The sequence below is a fragment of the Streptomyces sp. NPDC002788 genome, from assembly GCF_053592115.1.
The window spans coordinates 68,782-85,837 of record NZ_JBSFVB010000014.1 but is presented as its reverse complement, the minus strand read 5'-3'; the positions used below and the strand labels follow the sequence as shown (position 1 = coordinate 85,837).

The 17,056-nt window shown below is 72.6% G+C and carries 16 protein-coding genes; 10 read left to right on the top strand and 6 right to left on the bottom strand.

What is annotated here, in order from left to right; all coding sequences use genetic code 11:
- Positions 1-52: 52 nt before the first annotated feature.
- The 4 genes from ACWD1U_RS25265 to ACWD1U_RS25250 are packed head-to-tail and all read left to right on the top strand — an operon-like array spanning position 53 to position 3,727.
- Positions 53-1,336 carry an ABC transporter substrate-binding protein gene (locus tag ACWD1U_RS25265; RefSeq protein ID WP_451110753.1) on the top strand — a complete coding sequence of 428 codons (1,284 nt, stop codon included), beginning with the start codon at positions 53-55 and terminating at the stop codon, positions 1,334-1,336.
- Positions 1,333-2,271: a carbohydrate ABC transporter permease gene (locus ACWD1U_RS25260; protein WP_451110751.1), complete on the top strand. Its 939-nt coding sequence runs from the start codon at positions 1,333-1,335 to the stop codon at positions 2,269-2,271. The genes ACWD1U_RS25265 and ACWD1U_RS25260 overlap by 4 nt, the downstream gene beginning before the upstream one ends.
- Positions 2,268-3,128: a carbohydrate ABC transporter permease gene (locus ACWD1U_RS25255; protein WP_451110750.1), complete on the top strand. Its 861-nt coding sequence runs from the start codon at positions 2,268-2,270 to the stop codon at positions 3,126-3,128. The genes ACWD1U_RS25260 and ACWD1U_RS25255 overlap by 4 nt, the downstream gene beginning before the upstream one ends.
- Positions 3,129-3,133: 5 nt before the next feature.
- Positions 3,134-3,727 (top strand): hypothetical protein, encoded by a 594-nt coding sequence (locus ACWD1U_RS25250; RefSeq protein WP_451110748.1) that lies wholly within the window; start codon positions 3,134-3,136, stop codon positions 3,725-3,727.
- 201 nt (positions 3,728-3,928) lie between these two features.
- Here ACWD1U_RS25250 and ACWD1U_RS25245 read toward each other — a convergent pair whose 3' ends face one another.
- Entirely contained in the window at positions 3,929-4,630 is a 702-nt protein-coding gene (locus ACWD1U_RS25245; protein WP_451110747.1) for a phosphatase PAP2 family protein, read from the bottom strand.
- Positions 4,631-4,797: 167 nt separating this feature from the next.
- Here ACWD1U_RS25245 and ACWD1U_RS25240 point away from each other — a divergent pair, with 167 nt between their 5' ends.
- Positions 4,798-5,451, top strand: a complete 654-nt coding sequence (locus tag ACWD1U_RS25240; RefSeq protein ID WP_451110745.1) for a class I SAM-dependent methyltransferase — start codon at positions 4,798-4,800, stop codon at positions 5,449-5,451.
- Between the two features lie 12 nt (positions 5,452-5,463).
- Here ACWD1U_RS25240 and ACWD1U_RS25235 read toward each other — a convergent pair whose 3' ends face one another.
- Positions 5,464-7,710: a heavy metal translocating P-type ATPase gene (locus ACWD1U_RS25235; protein WP_451110743.1), complete on the bottom strand. Its 2,247-nt coding sequence runs from the start codon at positions 7,708-7,710 to the stop codon at positions 5,464-5,466.
- 2 nt (positions 7,711-7,712) lie between these two features.
- Positions 7,713-7,925, bottom strand: a complete 213-nt coding sequence (locus tag ACWD1U_RS25230) for a heavy-metal-associated domain-containing protein (protein ID WP_451110741.1) — start codon at positions 7,923-7,925, stop codon at positions 7,713-7,715.
- A gap of 187 nt (positions 7,926-8,112) precedes the next feature.
- Here ACWD1U_RS25230 and ACWD1U_RS25225 point away from each other — a divergent pair, with 187 nt between their 5' ends.
- Positions 8,113-9,075: a hypothetical protein gene (locus tag ACWD1U_RS25225; RefSeq protein ID WP_451110739.1), complete on the top strand. Its 963-nt coding sequence runs from the start codon at positions 8,113-8,115 to the stop codon at positions 9,073-9,075.
- A gap of 3 nt (positions 9,076-9,078) precedes the next feature.
- Here the strand turns inward: ACWD1U_RS25225 and ACWD1U_RS25220 are convergent, their stop codons facing one another.
- Positions 9,079-10,914: a glycoside hydrolase family 15 protein gene (locus tag ACWD1U_RS25220; RefSeq protein WP_451110737.1), complete on the bottom strand. Its 1,836-nt coding sequence runs from the start codon at positions 10,912-10,914 to the stop codon at positions 9,079-9,081.
- 260 nt (positions 10,915-11,174) lie between these two features.
- Entirely contained in the window at positions 11,175-11,954 is a 780-nt protein-coding gene (locus tag ACWD1U_RS25215) for a DeoR/GlpR family DNA-binding transcription regulator (protein ID WP_451110735.1), read from the bottom strand.
- A 140-nt stretch (positions 11,955-12,094) separates the two neighbouring features.
- Here ACWD1U_RS25215 and ACWD1U_RS25210 point away from each other — a divergent pair, with 140 nt between their 5' ends.
- Positions 12,095-12,976 (top strand): SIS domain-containing protein, encoded by an 882-nt coding sequence (locus ACWD1U_RS25210; protein WP_451110980.1) that lies wholly within the window; start codon positions 12,095-12,097, stop codon positions 12,974-12,976.
- A gap of 35 nt (positions 12,977-13,011) precedes the next feature.
- Positions 13,012-13,872 (top strand): class II fructose-bisphosphate aldolase, encoded by an 861-nt coding sequence (locus tag ACWD1U_RS25205; protein WP_451110733.1) that lies wholly within the window; start codon positions 13,012-13,014, stop codon positions 13,870-13,872.
- Here the strand turns inward: ACWD1U_RS25205 and ACWD1U_RS25200 are convergent.
- Positions 13,862-14,992, bottom strand: a complete 1,131-nt coding sequence (locus ACWD1U_RS25200; RefSeq protein ID WP_451110978.1) for a methyltransferase — start codon at positions 14,990-14,992, stop codon at positions 13,862-13,864. The genes ACWD1U_RS25205 and ACWD1U_RS25200 overlap by 11 nt on opposite strands.
- Positions 14,993-15,060: 68 nt before the next feature.
- Between ACWD1U_RS25200 and ACWD1U_RS25195 the strand changes: the two genes are divergently transcribed.
- Together ACWD1U_RS25195 and ACWD1U_RS25190 are read left to right on the top strand one after the other, a co-directional pair.
- Complete coding sequence (locus ACWD1U_RS25195; RefSeq protein ID WP_451110731.1) at positions 15,061-15,702, top strand: alpha-ketoglutarate-dependent dioxygenase AlkB family protein; 642 nt, start codon at positions 15,061-15,063, stop codon at positions 15,700-15,702.
- A gap of 36 nt (positions 15,703-15,738) precedes the next feature.
- Positions 15,739-16,974: an ROK family protein gene (locus ACWD1U_RS25190; RefSeq protein WP_451110729.1), complete on the top strand. Its 1,236-nt coding sequence runs from the start codon at positions 15,739-15,741 to the stop codon at positions 16,972-16,974.
- The last annotated feature ends 82 nt before the right edge of the window (positions 16,975-17,056 follow it).

The window sequence follows — 17,056 nt, the reverse complement described above, 5'->3', positions numbered from 1 at the left end:
GGGGGCCGAGGGGGCCGACAGAGAGTCCGAGGAAAGGAGAGGTGACCTCGGCATGCCCGGACACAGGACAAAGGGGTTCTGCGCGTCGGCCGCCGCACTGGCACTGTGTGCCGTGCTGGCGGGCTGCGGAGGACCCGGGGAATCGGCCGGCGGCGGCAAGGTCGTGCTGCGCTACACGTGGTGGGGCAACCCCGACCGCGCGGAACGCACCGAGCAGGCCGTCGCGCTGTTCGAGAAACAGCATCCGAACGTCGACGTGACGACGTCGTTCTCCGGCTACGACGCCTACAAGCAGAAGCTCGCCACCCAGGCAGCCGGCGGTGACGCGCCGGACGTGATGCAGCTGGACTACCGCCAGATCGACCAGTACGCCTCCGGTGGCGTCCTGCTCGACCTGGCGAAGCAGAAGTCCGTCCTGCGCACTTCCGAGATCGACCAGGGGCTGCTGGCCACCGGCCGCGTGGACGACGTGCAGTACGCGATCCCGCAGGGCCGCGGCACCGAGACCGTCGCCTACGACGTCGGGACCTGGAAGAAGTCGGGCGTGCCCCTCCCCGGCAAGAGCTGGACCTGGAGCCAGTGGGCCGACACCATGCGCGCCCTCGCGAGGAAGACCGGCATGCCCGGGGCGACCGACCCCGGCCAGAGCGAGGACGCCTTCGAGGTCTGGCTGCGCGGGCAGGGCAAGGCCCTCTACACCGAGGACGGCGGGCTCGGCTTCACCGCCGACGACCTCACCCGCTGGTGGACCTTCACCGACAAGCTGCGCCGCGAGGGCGCCGTCTCGCCGGCCGAGCAGACCACCCAGCTCGACGGCTCGGTCGAGAACACCCCGCTGGGGCGCGGCAAGGCGGTGTCCGACGCCAACTGGGACGCCCCGGCCAGCGGCTTCCTCGCCCTCGTCAAGGGCGGCGTCGCCCTCGCCCCCATGCCGTCCGGCGAGGACGGCACACCCGGCCAGTACTTCAAGCCGTCGATGTTCCTCGGCGTCTCCGCGAACACCGCCCATCCGAAGGAGGCGGCGCAGCTCGTCGACTTCCTGATCAACGACCGGCAGGCCGCGAAGATCCTCGGCGCCAGCCGGGGCATCCCCGTCAACGAGACCGTCCGCGACGAACTCGGCCCGCAGCTCGAGGACTTCGACAAGACCATCGCCGACTTCCAGGCGTCCCTGGAGGGCAAGCTCAAGGACCCGCCACAGGCACCGCCGTCGGGCGACAACGCCCTCCAGACCACCTTCCAGCGCGACTACGACCAGGTGTCCTACGCGCGCATGTCGCCCCGCGAGGCGGCCGAGAACTACATCACCGAGGCGAAGGCGGAGCTGAGGTCATGACCACCACCGCGACGCCCACGGAGACTAAACGCGTCACCGCCACCGCCCCGAAGCGCCGCCCCAAGCGCGAACGCGAGGGCGCCGCCTGGGTGTTCCTCTCGCCCTGGGTGCTCGGCGCGATCGTCCTGACCCTGCTGCCGATGGCCGTGTCGCTGTACCTGTCGTTCACCGACTACGACCTGTTCAACCCGCCGAAGTGGGTGGGCCTGCGCAACTACGTCCAGATGTTCACCGAGGACCCGCGCTACTGGCGCTCGGTCGTGACGACCTTGACGTACGTCGTCATCGCCGTGCCCCTGCAACTCGCCCTCGCCCTCGTCGTGGCCCTCGCACTGAAGGGCATGAAGCGCGGCAAGGCCTTCTACCGCTCCGCCTTCTACGCACCCTCGCTGCTCGGCGCGTCGATGTCCATCGCCCTCGTCTGGCGTGCGGTCTTCAACGACGGCGGCACGGTGGACAACCTGCTCGGCACCGGCGGCTGGGTCAACAAGCCCGGCTGGGCGCTGCTCGCCGTCGCGCTGCTGACGGTGTGGCAGTTCGGCGCGCCGATGGTCATCTTCCTCGCCGGTCTCCAGCAGATCCCCGCCGAGCTGTACGAGGCGGCGGCGGTCGACGGGGCCGGGAAGTGGCGGCAGTTCCTGTCCGTCACCGTGCCGATGCTGTCCCCGGTGCTGTTCTTCAACCTGGTCCTCCAGACCATCCAGGCCTTCCAGGTGTTCACCCCCGCCTTCGCGATCAGCGCGGGCAAGGGCGGGCCGGCCGACTCGACCCTCGTCTACACCATGTACCTCTACGACCGCGGCTTCGTCGCCTCCCACATGGGCTACGCCTCCGCCATGGCCTGGGTGCTGCTCGTCGTGATCGGCATCGTCACGGCGGTGCTGTTCCGCACCTCGCGCTCCTGGGTCTTCTACGCCTCCGAGGGGGACCGATGACCTCGACCGCCGTTTCCCGCAAGCCGTTCCGCCCGGGCCGTCTCGCCGTCCACCTCGGCTGCCTGGCCGCGCTGCTGGTCATGCTGTACCCGCTGGCGTGGCTGCTGGCCACCTCGCTCAAGCCCGCCGACGAGGTCATCGCGAGCCTCGACCTGCTGCCCAGCCACCTGGAGTGGTCCAATTACCGGACGGCCTTCGACGGCGTCAACGACGTCTCCATCTGGCGGCTGCTCGGCAACTCCCTGCTGATCGCGGGCGGCGCGGTCGTCGGCAACGTCCTCAGCTGCTCGCTCGCCGCCTACGCCTTCGCCCGCCTGCGGTTCCGGATGCGCGGGCCGCTGTTCGCCTTCATGATCGCCACCATCATGCTGCCGCACCACGCGGTGCTGATCCCGCAGTACATCATCTTCAACCAGCTCGGGCTGGTGAACACCTACTGGCCGCTGATCCTGCCGAAGTTCCTCGCCACCGAGGCGTTCTTCGTCTTCCTCATCGTGCAGTTCATGCGCGGCCTGCCCCGCGAGCTGGAGGAGGCGGCCCGCATCGACGGCTGCGGGCCCTTCCGCAGCTTCTTCAAGGTCGTCCTGCCGCTGACCCGTCCGGCCCTGATCACCACCGCCATCTTCACGTTCATCTGGACCTGGAACGACTTCTTCACCCAGCTCATCTACCTCTTCGACCCGGACAAGTTCACCCTGACCCTCGCCCTGCGCTCCTTCGTGGACGCCTCCAGCACCTCCGCGTTCGGCCCGATGTTCGCGATGTCGGTGATCGCGCTGCTGCCGATCGTGCTGTTCTTCCTCGCCTTCCAGCGATTCCTGGTGGAGGGCATGGCCAGCTCCGGACTCAAGGGGTGAGCGGCATGCGCACCCGCGAGGCGGGCGAGGTGTTCGGCCCGCGCATGACCCTGTTCGCCGACGTGCTGAGCGTCGGTCTGGCCACGGCGGTGGCCTGCCTTCCACTGATCACCGCCCCGGCCGCCCTGTCGACGGCGTGTGCCGTCCTGCGCGGAGCGGGCCAGGACCGGCCCGTCACAGCGGGACGGTACGCCGCGCTCCTCCGGCGGCGCCTGCGCGCCGGTGACCTGGCGGCGGGGGCCGTCGCCCTGGCGGGACTGCTGCTGCTCGCCGCCGACCTGGCGCTGGCCGGTGCGGGGCTGCCGGGGGCACCGCTGTTCGCGGTGGCCGCCGCGATGATCGGCGCGTGCGCGGCGGTCGTCGGCCTGCGGACCTGCGGACGTCCCGAGTCGCTCACGGACTGGCGGGTGGCGGTACGCGGGGCCGCCCGGGACGCCGTGACGGACGTGGGCGGCAGCGGCCTGGTCCTGCTCGCCGTGGCGACGGCCGCACTGTGCGCCTGGATGATGCTTCCGCTGGCCTTCCTCGCCCCGGGGCCGCTGGCCCTGGCGCTCACCGCCGTCGACCTACGCCGGTCCGCCCACGTTCTCCCTCGATAGCCAGGAACGCGGGGCATTGGGGCGCACCAGGTGCGAGCGCCCCGCGGAGCCGGCCGTCCTCTTGTCCCTGAACCCTCGGCTCGACGGGCGGGCCGCAGCCTCATGGAGGTGTGGGACGCGCCGAAGGCTCGCCGGCGCACGCTGGTCTGCGTCCAGCTCGCCGAGTCGGGGCGGCAGGCCCGGTTGCCACACCTCGGCCGCTCAACCGCGTCCGAAACCGTCGATGCGGACGCGGGGCCAGGAGCGGGCCGCCGTCAGGAGAGCCTGGGTCCTGGCTGACGGAGTGGCCGCGGCCGCCGCCAGTGCCGCCGCCGCGCTCGCGATGCCGAGGACGGCACCCGCGGCCACGTCGCCGGGATAGTGGACGCCCGTGTGGATGCGGGAGTACCCGACGGCGCCCGCCAGCGCCCCGAGCGGAACCGCGGCGGGAGGCAGGACCACACCCACGGCTGTGGCGAACGCGACCGCCGACGCGGTGTGGCCGGACGGGAACGAGGCCGACGTCGGCATCCGGACGTGCCGGTCCACCGTCACCCGGGCCGCCTCCCGGTCCGGCCGGGCACGGCGCACCAGGCGCTTGCCGAGGAGGTTGGCGGAGGCCGACGCCACGGCGATGGCGCCGACCCCGGCGAAGGCGGCCTTGCGCGGCCGTTTCCCGGCCAGCGCCAGGGCGGCGGCGATGCCGAACGAGATCTTCGAGTGGTCGGCCGCGTGGGACAGATGGCGCAACGTCCGGTCGAGTGTGGGTGTCGGGGTGGCGGCCACCGCCGCGTACAGGGCGCCGTCCACGGCCCTGAGATCGCGGAGTACGGCGCCCAGAAGCCGCACGGGCCCGCGCGGGGACGTCCCGTCCCCGGGGAGCGGACGGAGGGCGTCCGCGTCTGTGATCGTCGGATCGGTCATGTGCTTCTCCCCGCAGTGGCCTTCCTCAGCAAGGTACCGGCTCACGCCGGGCGCACGCTCGGCGCCCCCGCGAGCCGGTACCTCCCGAGTGCCCGGTCGGTGAACGGCCACCCCGCTGAGCGGGGCACGGTGACGGCCGCGCGACGCGCTGTGCTCGACTTGATCCCATGACGCCGTGGCCCCGACGCATCCTGCAGGCACTCGAGCGGTTCCACGCCGCCCATCCCTGGGACCACAACGCCCACTTCCACCGCTGGATCCTGCGGCAACTCCCCGCGCGGGTGGGGAGCGCCCTGGATGTGGGATGCGGCAGCGGCGACCTCGCCCGGCTACTGGCCGGCCGGGCGGAGCGGGTGCACGGCGTCGACGCCGACCCGGAGATCACGGCCAGGGCCCGGGAGCTGACCCCGGCGGCGGCCCCCGTGACCTACACGACGTCCGACGCGCTGACCGGACTCGGCCGGCCCCACGACGTCATCACCTGCGTCGCCGTGCTCCACCATCTGCCGTTCACCGAGGCCTTGGAGGCTTTCCGTGACCACCTGGCCCCCGGTGGCGCCCTGGTGATCGTCGGCGTCTGCCGGGAGCGGACGCCGGCCGACCACCTCCTCTCCGTCGCCTCGATCCCGCTCAACATCGTCATGGCGCTGCTGAAGAACCGGGGCCGCCGGGCAGAGCGTCCGGTCTCGATGACCGCGCCGGTGCGGCAGCCGGACATGACCTTCCCCGAGATCGCTCGCACCGCCCGCACGATCCTGCCCGGCGCCCGCCTCCGCCGCCGCCTGTTCTGGCGGTACACGCTGGTGTGGCGCCACCCCTGACCCGTCACCGCCTCAGACGGCGGCCCGGAACGTCCGCAACCGCAGTGAGTTGCCCACCACGAAGACCGACGAGAAGGCCATGGCCGCCCCGGCGATCATCGGCGTGAGGAGGCCGGACGCGGCCAGGGGGAGCGCCGCCACGTTGTAGGCGAAGGCCCAGAAGAGGTTCGAGCGGATCGTGCCCAGGGTACGGCGGGCCAGGCGGATCGCGTCGGCCGCGGAGCGCAGGTCACCGCGGACCAGGGTCAGGTCGCCCGCCTCGATGGCGGCGTCCGTGCCCGTGCCCATCGCCAGGCCGAGGTCCGCCTGGGCGAGGGCCGCCGCGTCGTTGACGCCGTCGCCGACCATGGCGACCGACCGGCCCTCGGCCTGCAGCCGCTCGACGACCTCGACCTTGTCCTGCGGGAGCACCTCGGCGATGACCTCCTCGATGCCCACCTCCCGCGCGACGGACCGGGCCACTGCCTCGTTGTCGCCGGTCAGCAGGATGGGCGTGAGGCCGAGTGCACGCAGCCGGCCGACCGCCTCCGCACTCGTCCGCTTCACCGCGTCCGCGACCTCCAGCACCGCCCGCGCCTCGCCGTCCCACGCGACCACGACGGCCGTGCGCCCGGCGTCCTCGGCCGCTTCCCCGGCCCGGGCCAGCCCCGCCGGCAGTTCCATCGCCCAGTCGGCCAGCAACCGCTCCCGGCCCACCAGCACGGCGTGGCCCTCGACCACGCCCTGCACACCGAGTCCGGGCACGTTGGCGAAGTCCTCGGGTGTGGGCAGCGCGCCCAGTTTCTCCAGGGCCCCGTCGGCCACGGCCCGGCCGATCGGGTGCTCGGAGGAGTGCTCCAGCGCCCCGGCCAGCCGCAGCACTTCGGCCTCGTCGGTGCTGCCGGCGGTGTGCACGGCCAGCAGGGTCATCCGGCCGGTGGTGACCGTGCCGGTCTTGTCCAGGACGACGGTGTCGATCCGGCGCGTGGACTCCAGGACCTCCGGGCCCTTGATGAGGATGCCGAGCTGGGCGCCCCGCCCGGTGCCGACCATCAACGCGGTCGGCGTGGCCAGACCGAGGGCACAGGGGCAGGCGATGACGAGGACGGCGACCGCGGCGGTGAAGGCCGCCGTCAGCCCGACGCCGTTGCCGAGCCAGAAGCCCAGCGTGCCCAGCGCGAGGGCGATCACGACCGGCACGAACACGGCGGAGATCCGGTCGGCGAGCCGCTGCGCGGCGGCCTTTCCGTTCTGCGCGTCCTCCACGAGCTTGGCCATCCGGGCCAGTTGGGTGTCGGCACCGACCCGCGTGGCACGCACGACGAGCCGCCCGCCGGCGTTGATCGTGGCGCCGGTGACCGAGTCGCCCGAGCCCACCTCCACGGGTACGGACTCGCCGGTGAGCATCGAGGCGTCCACGGCGGAGGTGCCCTCCACGACCGTCCCGTCGGTGGCGATCTTCTCGCCGGGCCGGACCAGGAAGCGGTCACCGACCCGCAACTCCGCGACCGGTACGGTCCGTTCACGCCCGTCCGCGCGCAGCACCGTGACGTCCTTGGCGCCCAGCTCCAGCAGCGCCCGCAGCGCCGCCCCCGCCTTGCGCTTGGCCCGGGCCTCGAAGTACCGCCCGGCCAGGATGAAGGCCGTCACACCGGCGGCGGCCTCCAGGTAGATGTTTCCGGCGCCGTCCGTGCGCTCGATGGTCAGCTCGAAGGGGTGCGTCATGCCCGGCGTGCCCGCCGTGCCGAAGAACAGCGCCCACAGCGACCACAGGAAGGCGGCCGAGACGCCCACCGAGATCAGCGTGTCCATGGTGGCCGCGCCGTGCCGGGCGTTGGTGAACGCCGCCTTGTGGAACGGCCACGCCGCGTACGTCACGACGGGCGCCGCCAGCGCGAGCGACAGCCACTGCCAGTACTCGAACTGAAGCGCCGGGATCATCGCCATGGCCACGACGGGCACCGCGAGAACGACGGCCGTGATCAACCGCTCGCGCAGCGGCCGCAGTTCGTCGGCTCCGGTGGCGGGTCCGCCGGGTGCCTCGACGGGCGCGGGCTGCTGGGCGGTGTACCCGGTCGCCTCGACGGTGGCGATCAGATCCTGGACGGAGACCTCGCCCGAGTAGCTGACCTTCGCCTTCTCGGTCGCGTAGTTGACGGTGGCGGTGACCCCGTCCATGCGGTTGAGCTTCTTCTCGATGCGGGCCGCGCAGGAGGCGCAGGTCATGCCGCCGATGGCGAGTTCGACCTCGGCGCCGGTGCCGGTCGTGGTGGTGGTCATGGTCATACCCGCCCGGTCAGCTCGTAGCCGGCCTCGTCGACGGCCTCCGCGATCACCAAGTCGTCGGGCTCGCCGGCAGTGGTGACGGTGACACGGCCGGTGCCCAGGTCGACGTCGACCTGGCCGACACCGTCCAGCTCACCGATGACCTTGGTCAGCGTGGCCTTGCAGTGGCCGCAGGACATGCCGGAGACGGCGTAGGTGGTGGCGGGCATCGGTGCCTCCTCGATCGCTTTCCCGTATACCGGCCGGGGGTATCCCTGCCGAATTCCTGTATACCCCCGAGGGGTATATGACGCAAGCGCCGGAACAACTTGACTCGATACCCCCCAGGGGTATTGTGACCCGTATGGAGGTCCCGCATCCGAGCGGGAGACCCGGTATGTGGAGGAGCCGAAGGTCATGAACACCGGACTGAGGATCACCGCCTTCGCCGCCGCCCTGGCCGCCACCTTCGGCGCGGCCTACGGCGTCGGCCAGGGCATCGAGCCCGTCGTCGCCGACAACCCGCCGAAGCACGAGGACGAACACACCCGGCCCTCGCCGAAGCCGGCGGAGGACGGCGGCGGCCATGCCGGACACGACACACCCCCGGCCGGCGGACTGCAGATCTCCGAGGGCGGCTACACGCTCGACCTGCGGACCCCGCGCGTCACCGCCGGGCAGCGCTCCGAGCTGCGCTTCACCGTGCGGGACGCCGACGGCCGCGCGGTCACCGCCTACCAGCGCGAACACGACAAGGAACTCCACCTCATCGTGGCCTCACGCGATCTGGTCACCTACCGCCACCTGCACCCCACCCGCGCCGCCGACGGCACCTGGAGCGTCCCCGTGGACCTGCCCCGCGCGGGCGGTTACCGCGTCTTCGCCGACTTCACCCCGGCGGAGAAGAACGCCGAAAACCTCACCCTCGGTGCCGACCTCGCCGCCTCCGGCCCGTACCGGCCCAAGGACCTGCCCGCACCGGGCACCACGGCCGAGACCAACGGCTACGACGTCGAGCTGGCCGGCGCCCTGCGTCCCGGCAAGGCGAGCGAACTGAAGCTGAGGGTCTCCCGCCACGGCAAGCCCGTCACCGACCTCCAGCCCTACCTCGGCGCGTACGGCCACCTGGTCGCCCTGCGCTCCGGCGACCTCGCTTACCTGCACGTTCACCCGAACGGCGAACCCGGCGACGGCACGACCAGCCCCGGCCCGGACATCTCGTTCACCGCCACGGCACCGAGCGCCGGTTCCTACCGCCTGTTCCTCGACTTCCGGCACGACGGCAAGGTCCACACGGCGGCGTTCACCGTCCGGGCCGGGGGAGCGGCGACCGGTTCCGGTACCCCCGAGGGGCATGCGGAGGACGGCCACGGGCACTGAACGTCAGCCCAGCGCCCGATCCAGGTTGAACGCCGCGCTGATCAGCCCGAGATGCGTGAACGCCTGAGGGAAGTTGCCCTGCTGCTCCCCGGTGTGGCTGATCTCCTCGGCGTACAGACCGAGATGGTTGGCGTACGTCAGCATCTTCTCGAAGGCCAGGCGCGCCTCGTCGATCCGGCCGGCGTGCACCATGGCCTCGACGTACCAGAAGGAGCAGATGGAGAACGTGCCCTCGTCGCCGCGCAGCCCGTCCGGGCTCGAGCGCGGGTCGTAGCGGTAGACCAGGGAGTCCGACACCAGTTCCTCGGTGAGCGCGTCCAGCGTCGACAGCCACTTCGGGTCGGTCGGGGCGATGAACTTCGTCAGCGGCATCATCAGCACGGCCGCGTCCAGCACGTCGCCGTCCTCGTGCTGGACGAAGGCCCGGCGCTCCTCGGACCAGCCCTTGCTCATGATCCGCCGGTAGATGGTGTCGCGGCACTGCCGCCATCGGGGCAGGTCGGCGGGCAGGCCGCGCTGGTTGGCCATCCGGATGGCCCGCTCGATCGCCACCCAGCACATCAGCCGCGAGTACAGGAATCTCTTGCGCCCGCCCCTGGTCTCCCAGATCCCCTCGTCGGGCTGGTCCCAGTGCGTGCACACCCAGTCCACCAGCCCGCACACGTCGTCCCACTGGCCGCTGGAGATCGGCTGGGCCCACTTGTCGTAGAGGTAGATGGAGTCGATCAGCGCGCCGTAGATGTCGAGCTGGAGCTGGTCGGCCGCCCCGTTGCCGACCCGTACGGGTGCGGAGCCGTGGTGGCCCTCCAGATGGTCCAGCTCCCGCTCGGGCAGTTCGGTGCGCCCGTCGATGCCGTACATGATCTGCAACGGCCCGGAGGGCTTGCCGTCGCCGGGGCTGATGTGCCGGGTCACGAACTTCATGAACGCCTCGGCCTCCCCGGTGAAGCCCAGCCGCAGCAGGGCGTACACGCAGAAGGCCGCGTCGCGGACCCACACATACCGGTAGTCCCAGTTGCGTTCGCCGCCGAGCTGCTCGGGCAGGCTCGTCGTCGGCGCGGCCACGATCGCCCCGGTCGGCGCGTAGGTGAGCAGCTTCAGCGTCAGGGCCGAGCGATGCACCATCTCCCGCCAGCGGCCCTTGTAGCGGGACGCCGACAGCCAGCGCCGCCAGTACGCCACCGTCGCCGCGAACTGCTGCTCCGCCTCCGTGCGGGCGCACCGGCGGGGCACCACGTCGCCGCCGACCTTGTCCAGCGCGAACACCGCCGTCTCGCCCTCGGAGAGCTTGAAGTCCCCGTACACGTCCGGCCCGTCGGCCTCCAGCGGCATGGTCGAGGTCAGACCGAGCGCCAGCCCCTCGGCCTCGAAGACCGCCATCTCGCCGGTCAGGCGCACGGTGTGCGGCCGGGTGCCGTAGTCGAACCGGGGAGCCACGCGCGTACGGAACGGGATCGAGCCGCGTACGCACACCACCCGCCGGATCAACCGGTGCCGCTCGGCCTCCGCCGACTCACCGTCGACCGGCATGAAGTCCTGCACCTCGCCGACGCCGTCCTCGGTGAAGAACCGGGTGATCAGGACATTGGTGTCGGGGAAGTAGAACTGCTTGGTCCGCGCCGGCACGGCCGCCGCCAGTTCGAAGCAGCCACCGCGCTCCGCGTCCAGGATCGAGGCGAACACGCTCGGGGCGTCGAAGGCGGGGCAGCAGTACCAGTCGATCGTGCCGTCGGTCCCCACCAGGGCCACACTGCGCAGATCACCGATCAGCCCGTGCTCCGCGATCGGCAGATACCGCCGTCCCCCCGGCGCACCGTGATCCCCCGCCGTTCCGCCCATGACAGCCTCCCTGGGATACACGCCTCAGCCCCAGCCTAGGCCGTGCCCGTAAAGTCCCGCCTGCCCCGCGACGCCTGGCATGCCCCCCACTGCCTCAAGGGCGCGGAAGGTGCCCCCGCCGCACCGGGCGAAGCCCCGAATCCCGTACGAGGGCTCCGCGCGGCGCGCCGAGAGCAGGCACCGGACGCCGCGGGGCCCGTCCTTCGGGCGGGCGACGGGACTTCGCGGAAACGACCTGGAGCGGCCGGCCGACGCCGCAGTCACACGGTCTCGACCCGCAGCCCGGCATCCTCGAAGCGCCGCAGCGTCTCCGCGTCGGCCGCCGTGTCCGTGACCAGCGTGTCCACCGCCTCGGCGGCGCAGATCCGGGCGAACGCCCGCTGCCCCAGCTTGCTGGAGTCGGCTGCCACGACCACGCGCTCCGCCCGCTCGCACAGCAGCCGGTTGATCGCGGCCTCCGCCTCGTCGTGCGCCGCGGCGCCGTGCCTGACGTCGAAGGCGACCACACCGAGCACCGCCACGTCGACGGTGATCTGCCCGAGCACCCCGTCCGCGAGCGGCCCGACCAGCTCGTACGACTGCGCCCGCGCCACCCCGCCGGTCAGCACGATCTTGAACTGGGGCCGCACGGCCAGCTCGTTGGCGATGTTCAGCGCGTTCGTCACGACGGTCAGCGCGGGCGAGCCCGACGCCAGGTCCCCGCGGGCGGCCAAGGCCCGGGCCACCTCGGTCGTGGTGGTCCCACCGGTCAGCCCGACCGCCTCACCGGGCGCCACGAGAGCCGCCACCGCCTTCGCGATGCGCTGCTTCTCGGAGGCGTGGCGGGCCGTCTTGTAGCGCAGCGGCAGCTCGTAGGACACGCCGTGCACGACGGCGCCGCCCCTGGTCCGCACCAGCATCTGCTGCTCGGCGAGCCCGTCGAAGTCACGGCGGATCGTCGCCGCCGACACCCCCAGCTCACCGGCCGCGTCCTCGACGTCCAGCCGGCCGCGCTCGACGAGCAGCTCCAGCAGCGCCTTCCAGCGGGCGTCGCGCGACATCCGTACCTCCGGTCCCGATCTCCGGGCGACCTTAACGCACCGGTTTCTCCTCCGGGATGCTTGAGGATGCTCGAAAATGGGCGATATCTTGCAAGAACAATCAGACCGGAGGGTGTCGTATGACGCAGGTCGGGGACGAGATGCCGCATGTCGAGGACGAGCTGACCAGCCAGCCCGAGTGCTGGGCCCGCGCCGCGTCGGAGGCGGCCCGGTACGCACAGGTCCTGCCGCAGGCGGGGGAGCGGGTCGCGATCGTCGGCTGCGGCACCTCGTACTTCATGGCGCAGGCGGCCGCGGCCCTGCGCGAGGGCGCGGACGGCGGCGAGACCGACGCGTTCGCCGCCTCCGAGTTCCCGCACGGTCGCGCCTACGACCGGGTCGTCGCCCTCACCCGCTCCGGCACCACGACCGAAGTCCTCGACCTCCTCGGCCGGTTGAAGGGCCGCACCCCGACCACCGCGATCACCGCCGGCCCGGACACACCCGTGACGACGGCCGCCGACGAGCTCGCCGTCCTCGACTTCGCGGACGAACGCTCCGTCGTGCAGACCCGTTTCGCGACCACGGCCCTCACCCTCCTCCGCGCCCACCTCGGCCGCCACCCCGACCGTGCGGTGACCGACGCGCACTCGGCCCTGGCCGGTCCGCTGCCCGAAGGGCTGCTGAAGTGCGGGCAGTTCACCTTCCTGGGGCGCGGGTGGACCGTCGGCCTGGCCAACGAGGCCGGGCTGAAGATGCGCGAGGCCGCGCTGGCCTGGGCGGAGGCGTATCCGGCGATGGAGTACCGGCACGGCCCGATCAGTGTCAGCACCCGCGGCACGGCGACCTGGATGCTGGGGGAGGCCCCGGACGGACTCGCCGAACAGGTGCGCAACACGGGCGCGTTGTGGATCGCCGGCACGCTGGACCCGCTCGCGGAGCTCGTCCGCGCCCAACGCCTCGCGGTCGCCGTCGCCGCGTCCCGGGGCCTCGACCCGGACCGTCCGCGCCACCTCACGCGCTCGGTGATCCTCGCGCCCTGACGCGCGGTGCCCCGCTCCCCGACCCTGGAGACACCGTGCCCCTGACCACCACCGGCGAACTCGTCACCCGCGCAGTCAATGCCCGTTCGGCTCTCGCCTCGTTCAACATCATCACCCTGGAGCACGTCGAGGCCGTCATCGCGGGCGCCGAGTCCGTACGGGCCCCCGTCGTCCTCCAGGTCAGCGAGAACGCGGTCAGGTTCCGCGGCGGCCGACTGCTCCCGCTCGCCCGGGCCGCCGTCGCCGCCGCCGAACACGCCACCGTGCCGGTCGCGTTGCACCTCGACCACGTGCGGAGCGACGCCCTGCTGTACCAGGCCGCAGAGGCCGGATTCAGCTCCGTGATGTACGACGCCGCCCGGCTGCCCTACGAGGAGAACCTCGCCGCGACCCGGGCCGCCGTCGACCGGGCGCACTCCCGAGGTCTGTGGATCGAGGCCGAGTTGGGCCAGATCGGCGGCAAGAACGGCAGGCCCCCGCTGGACGCCCACGCGCACGGGGCCCGCACCGACCCCGACGAGGCACGGGCCTTCGTCGCCGACTCGGGCGTGGACGCCCTGGCCGTCGCCATCGGCAGCGCCCACGCCATGACCACCCGCACGGCGGCCCTCGACCACGCCCTCCTCGAACGCCTGTCGGCCGCACTGGACGTCCCGCTCGTCCTGCACGGCTCCTCCGGCGTCCCGGACGACGAACTCACCGCGGCCGTCGCGGGCGGCATCACCAAGGTCAACGTCGGCACGGCGCTGAACATCGCGCTGACCGGTACGATCCGGGGCTTCCTCACCGAACACCCCGAAGCGGTCGACCCACGCGGCTACCTGACGGTCGCGCGCGAGGCGATGACCCGGACGGTGGCCAGGACCCTCCGGATCCTCGGCGCGGCTACCGCTTGACGGTTTTCAGCACCACGAACTTCGGGTCACTCGCGATCAGCCGGCTGTTGCCGAACAGCTTCCGCAGCTTGACGTGGTACCCCAGATGCCGGTTGCCGACCACCCACAGCTCGCCGCCCGGCCGCAGCGCGCGCCGCGCCCCGGTGAACATCCGCCAGGCCGTGGCGTCCGTCGTCGCCTGATGGGAGTGGAACGGCGGATTGCTGAGGACCAGGTCGACACTGCCGGACGGTACCCCCGCCAGCCCGTCGCCGACGCGGAACTCGGCGCGCCCCGGCACGCCGTTGGCCTTGTACGTCGCCTCGGCCGAGGCCACGGCCTGGAACGACTCGTCCACGAACAGCACCTCGGCGTCCGGGTCGGCCAGCGCCATCGCCGTCCCCACCACACCGTTGCCGCACCCCAGGTCCACCACCCGGCCGCCCCGGCCCTCCGGCAGGTGCCGGAGGAAGAACCGCGTGCCGATGTCCAGCCGGTCGCCGCAGAAGACGCCCGCGTGATTGACCACGGTGCGACCCGAGGCCGGACCGATGCCGTCGGGGAGTGTGTAGACGTACGGCCAGGGGCCGGCGGGCGACGCCGGCCGGGGATCCGGTGTGCAGAAGATCAGCCGGGCCTTCTTCTCGGCGAGGGAGGTGCGCGTCGGTCCGAGGATCCGCTCGAACAGCTGCAGCGTGGAGGTGTGGATCTCCTTCACCATCCCGGTGCCGACGACGATCGTGTCCGCGTGCACGGCCGGCGCGAGCCGCAGCAACTGGTCCTCCAGCAGGGCCAGGCTCTTGGGTACCCGCACCAGCAGCACGTCGACGCGTTCCGGCGGCGGATCCTGCGTGGTGAGCAGCCGCACCGCGCCGGGCTCGACCCCGGCCCGCTCGAGGTTCGCGCGCGTGGCCTCCTGCGTCAGGTACGAGTCGGTGATCTGCGCCGGCCGGTGCGCCGCGAGCGCCGTGACCAGCGCGCCCCAGCGGTCACCGACCACCACGACCGTGCCCGACAGGGGGACCCGCTCCCCGGCCAGATGCCTGAGCAGGTACTCGTCGGAGGCGTCCCAGGCGCGCAGCCGGTCACGCGGGTCCTCGGGGAATCGGGTCAGCGCCAGCTCGCCCCACGGCGTCGTCATACGGTCGTTCATCGTGCGACCAGGCTAGCCGAGCGGCAGCTCAGCCCCGGTCGGGCACCATGGAGGGCATGGACGCCGAGCTGTTCCCCAGGGTCCGCGCGCAGGTGGCGCCCGGCGCGGTGCACGTGCCGGACTGGCTGGACGCGGAGCGGCAGCGCACGTTGCTCGACGCCTGCCGCGACTGGGCCCTGCCGCCCGCCGGGCTCCGCACGGTCCGCACCCCCGGCGGCGGCACCATGACCGCCCGGCAGGTGTGCCTCGGCCTGCACTGGTACCCGTACGCCTACGCCCGGACGGTCGTCGACGGGGACGGCGCACCGGTGAAACCGTTCCCGGACTGGCTGGGCGACCTGGGCCGCCGGGCCGTCCGCGACACCCTCGGGGGACCGGCCCCGGCCTACGACATCGCGCTCATCAACTTCTACGACGCCGGCGCCCGCATGGGCATGCACCGCGACAGCGACGAGAAGTCGGACGCGCCGGTGGTGTCGCTGAGCCTCGGCGACACCTGCGTCTTCCGCTTCGGCAACACCGAGACCCGCACCCGGCCCTGGACCGACGTCGAGTTGCGCAGCGGCGACCTGTTCGTCTTCGGCGGCCCCTCCCGGCTCGCCCACCACGGCGTTCCCCGGGTCCAGGCGGGCACGGCACCGCCCGGTCTGGGCCTGACCGGGCGGCTCAACATCACGCTCCGGGTCAGCGGCATGTAGGCCGCCGCTCCGGCGGATCATGGGAGACTCGCCCTCATGAGCGGGAAGGCGGACCCCCGGCCGGGGGATGGGAGCACCTCGAGGACACGGCTGGACCGGGGGCGCGGAGCGCTCGGGCCCGCGCTGGAGCTCGTGCACACCGGACGCGCGCCGACCCGGGCCGTGCTCACCGCCGAGCTCGGGGTGACCCGGGCGACGGCCGGCGCGGTCGCCGCCGAGCTGGAGGCGCTCGGGCTGATCCGCGTCGACGCCCGGCCCGGCGCGGGAGCCGGCTCGCAGGGCAGGCCCTCGCACAGACTCACCGTCGCCGAGGGCGGGCCCGTCGCGCTCGCCGCGCAGGTGCACGCCGACGGGTTCCGGGCGGCACTGGTCGGCCTGGGCGGGCGGATCGTCGCCACCGCGCCCGGCTGCGAGACCGTCGACGCCGACCCGGCGAAGGTGCTCGCCTCCGTCGTCACGGCCGGTGCCGAGCTGCTGCGCGAGACCGGACGCCGGTGTGTGGGCGCGGGCCTCGCCGTACCGTCCGCCGTCGCGGAACCAGAAGGTCTGGCCCTCAACCCCCTGCACCTGGCCTGGCCCGCGGGCGCGCCCGTCCGGGACATCTTCGCCGAGCAGGTGCGCGCGGCCGGCCTCGACGGACCCGCGTTCGCCGCGAACGACGTCAACCTCGCCGCGCTCGCCGAGCACCGGCACGGCGCCGGCCGAGGCTCCCGGGACCTGCTGTGCGTGGCCACCGGCCACCGCGGCGTCGGCGGCGCGCTCGTCCTCGACGGCCGCCTGCACCGGGGCAGTTCAGGCCTCGCGCTGGAGGTCGGGCACCTGACCGTGCACCCCGAGGGCCGCCCCTGCCACTGCGGCAGCCGCGGCTGCCTCGACGTGGAGACCGACCCACTGGCCTTCCTCACGGAGGCCGGACGCGAACCGGGCCCCGAGGTGTCCCTCCTCCAGCAGTCCATCGACCTGATCCGCCACCACTACGACGACCCGGGCGTCCGCCCCGCCACCGAGGCCCTCATCGACCGGCTCGGCCTCGGGCTCGCCGGCCTGGTCAACATCCTCAACCCGGACCGGATCATCCTCGGCGGCCTGCACCGCACCCTCCTCGACGCTGACCCCGCCCGCCTCCGCGCGGTCGTGGCAGACCGCAGCCTCTGGGGCCAGAGCGGCGGCGTCCCCATCCTCCCGTGCACCCTCGACCACAACAGCCTGGTCGGCGCGGCGGAACTCGCCTGGCAGCCGGTACTGGACGATCCGCTCGGAGCGCTCACCTAAACAGTCTCACGCCGTCCACGGCGGTCTTCAGGCCCCGCTGAACACCTGCTGCGCCTTGCTCGCCCTCGGGCAGCAGGCCCAC

What these genes read in the sequence shown, in the direction of transcription:
- ACWD1U_RS25190 (WP_451110729.1), top strand. Translation starts at nt 15,739, where the DNA reads ATGAGCGGGAAGGCGGACCCCCGGCCGGGGGATGGGAGCACCTCGAGG.
- ACWD1U_RS25240 (WP_451110745.1), top strand. Translation starts at nt 4,798, where the DNA reads ATGACGCCGTGGCCCCGACGCATCCTGCAGGCACTCGAGCGGTTCCAC.
- ACWD1U_RS25250 (WP_451110748.1), top strand. Translation starts at nt 3,134, where the DNA reads ATGCGCACCCGCGAGGCGGGCGAGGTGTTCGGCCCGCGCATGACCCTG.
- ACWD1U_RS25220 (WP_451110737.1), bottom strand. Translation starts at nt 10,914, where the DNA reads ATGGGCGGAACGGCGGGGGATCACGGTGCGCCGGGGGGACGGCGGTAT.
- ACWD1U_RS25255 (WP_451110750.1), top strand. Translation starts at nt 2,268, where the DNA reads ATGACCTCGACCGCCGTTTCCCGCAAGCCGTTCCGCCCGGGCCGTCTC.
- ACWD1U_RS25260 (WP_451110751.1), top strand. Translation starts at nt 1,333, where the DNA reads ATGACCACCACCGCGACGCCCACGGAGACTAAACGCGTCACCGCCACC.
- ACWD1U_RS25200 (WP_451110978.1), bottom strand. Translation starts at nt 14,992, where the DNA reads ATGACGACGCCGTGGGGCGAGCTGGCGCTGACCCGATTCCCCGAGGAC.
- ACWD1U_RS25265 (WP_451110753.1), top strand. Translation starts at nt 53, where the DNA reads ATGCCCGGACACAGGACAAAGGGGTTCTGCGCGTCGGCCGCCGCACTG.
- ACWD1U_RS25245 (WP_451110747.1), bottom strand. Translation starts at nt 4,630, where the DNA reads ATGACCGATCCGACGATCACAGACGCGGACGCCCTCCGTCCGCTCCCC.
- ACWD1U_RS25195 (WP_451110731.1), top strand. Translation starts at nt 15,061, where the DNA reads ATGGACGCCGAGCTGTTCCCCAGGGTCCGCGCGCAGGTGGCGCCCGGC.
- ACWD1U_RS25235 (WP_451110743.1), bottom strand. Translation starts at nt 7,710, where the DNA reads ATGACCACCACCACGACCGGCACCGGCGCCGAGGTCGAACTCGCCATC.
- ACWD1U_RS25215 (WP_451110735.1), bottom strand. Translation starts at nt 11,954, where the DNA reads ATGTCGCGCGACGCCCGCTGGAAGGCGCTGCTGGAGCTGCTCGTCGAG.
- ACWD1U_RS25230 (WP_451110741.1), bottom strand. Translation starts at nt 7,925, where the DNA reads ATGCCCGCCACCACCTACGCCGTCTCCGGCATGTCCTGCGGCCACTGC.
- ACWD1U_RS25210 (WP_451110980.1), top strand. Translation starts at nt 12,095, where the DNA reads ATGCCGCATGTCGAGGACGAGCTGACCAGCCAGCCCGAGTGCTGGGCC.
- ACWD1U_RS25225 (WP_451110739.1), top strand. Translation starts at nt 8,113, where the DNA reads ATGAACACCGGACTGAGGATCACCGCCTTCGCCGCCGCCCTGGCCGCC.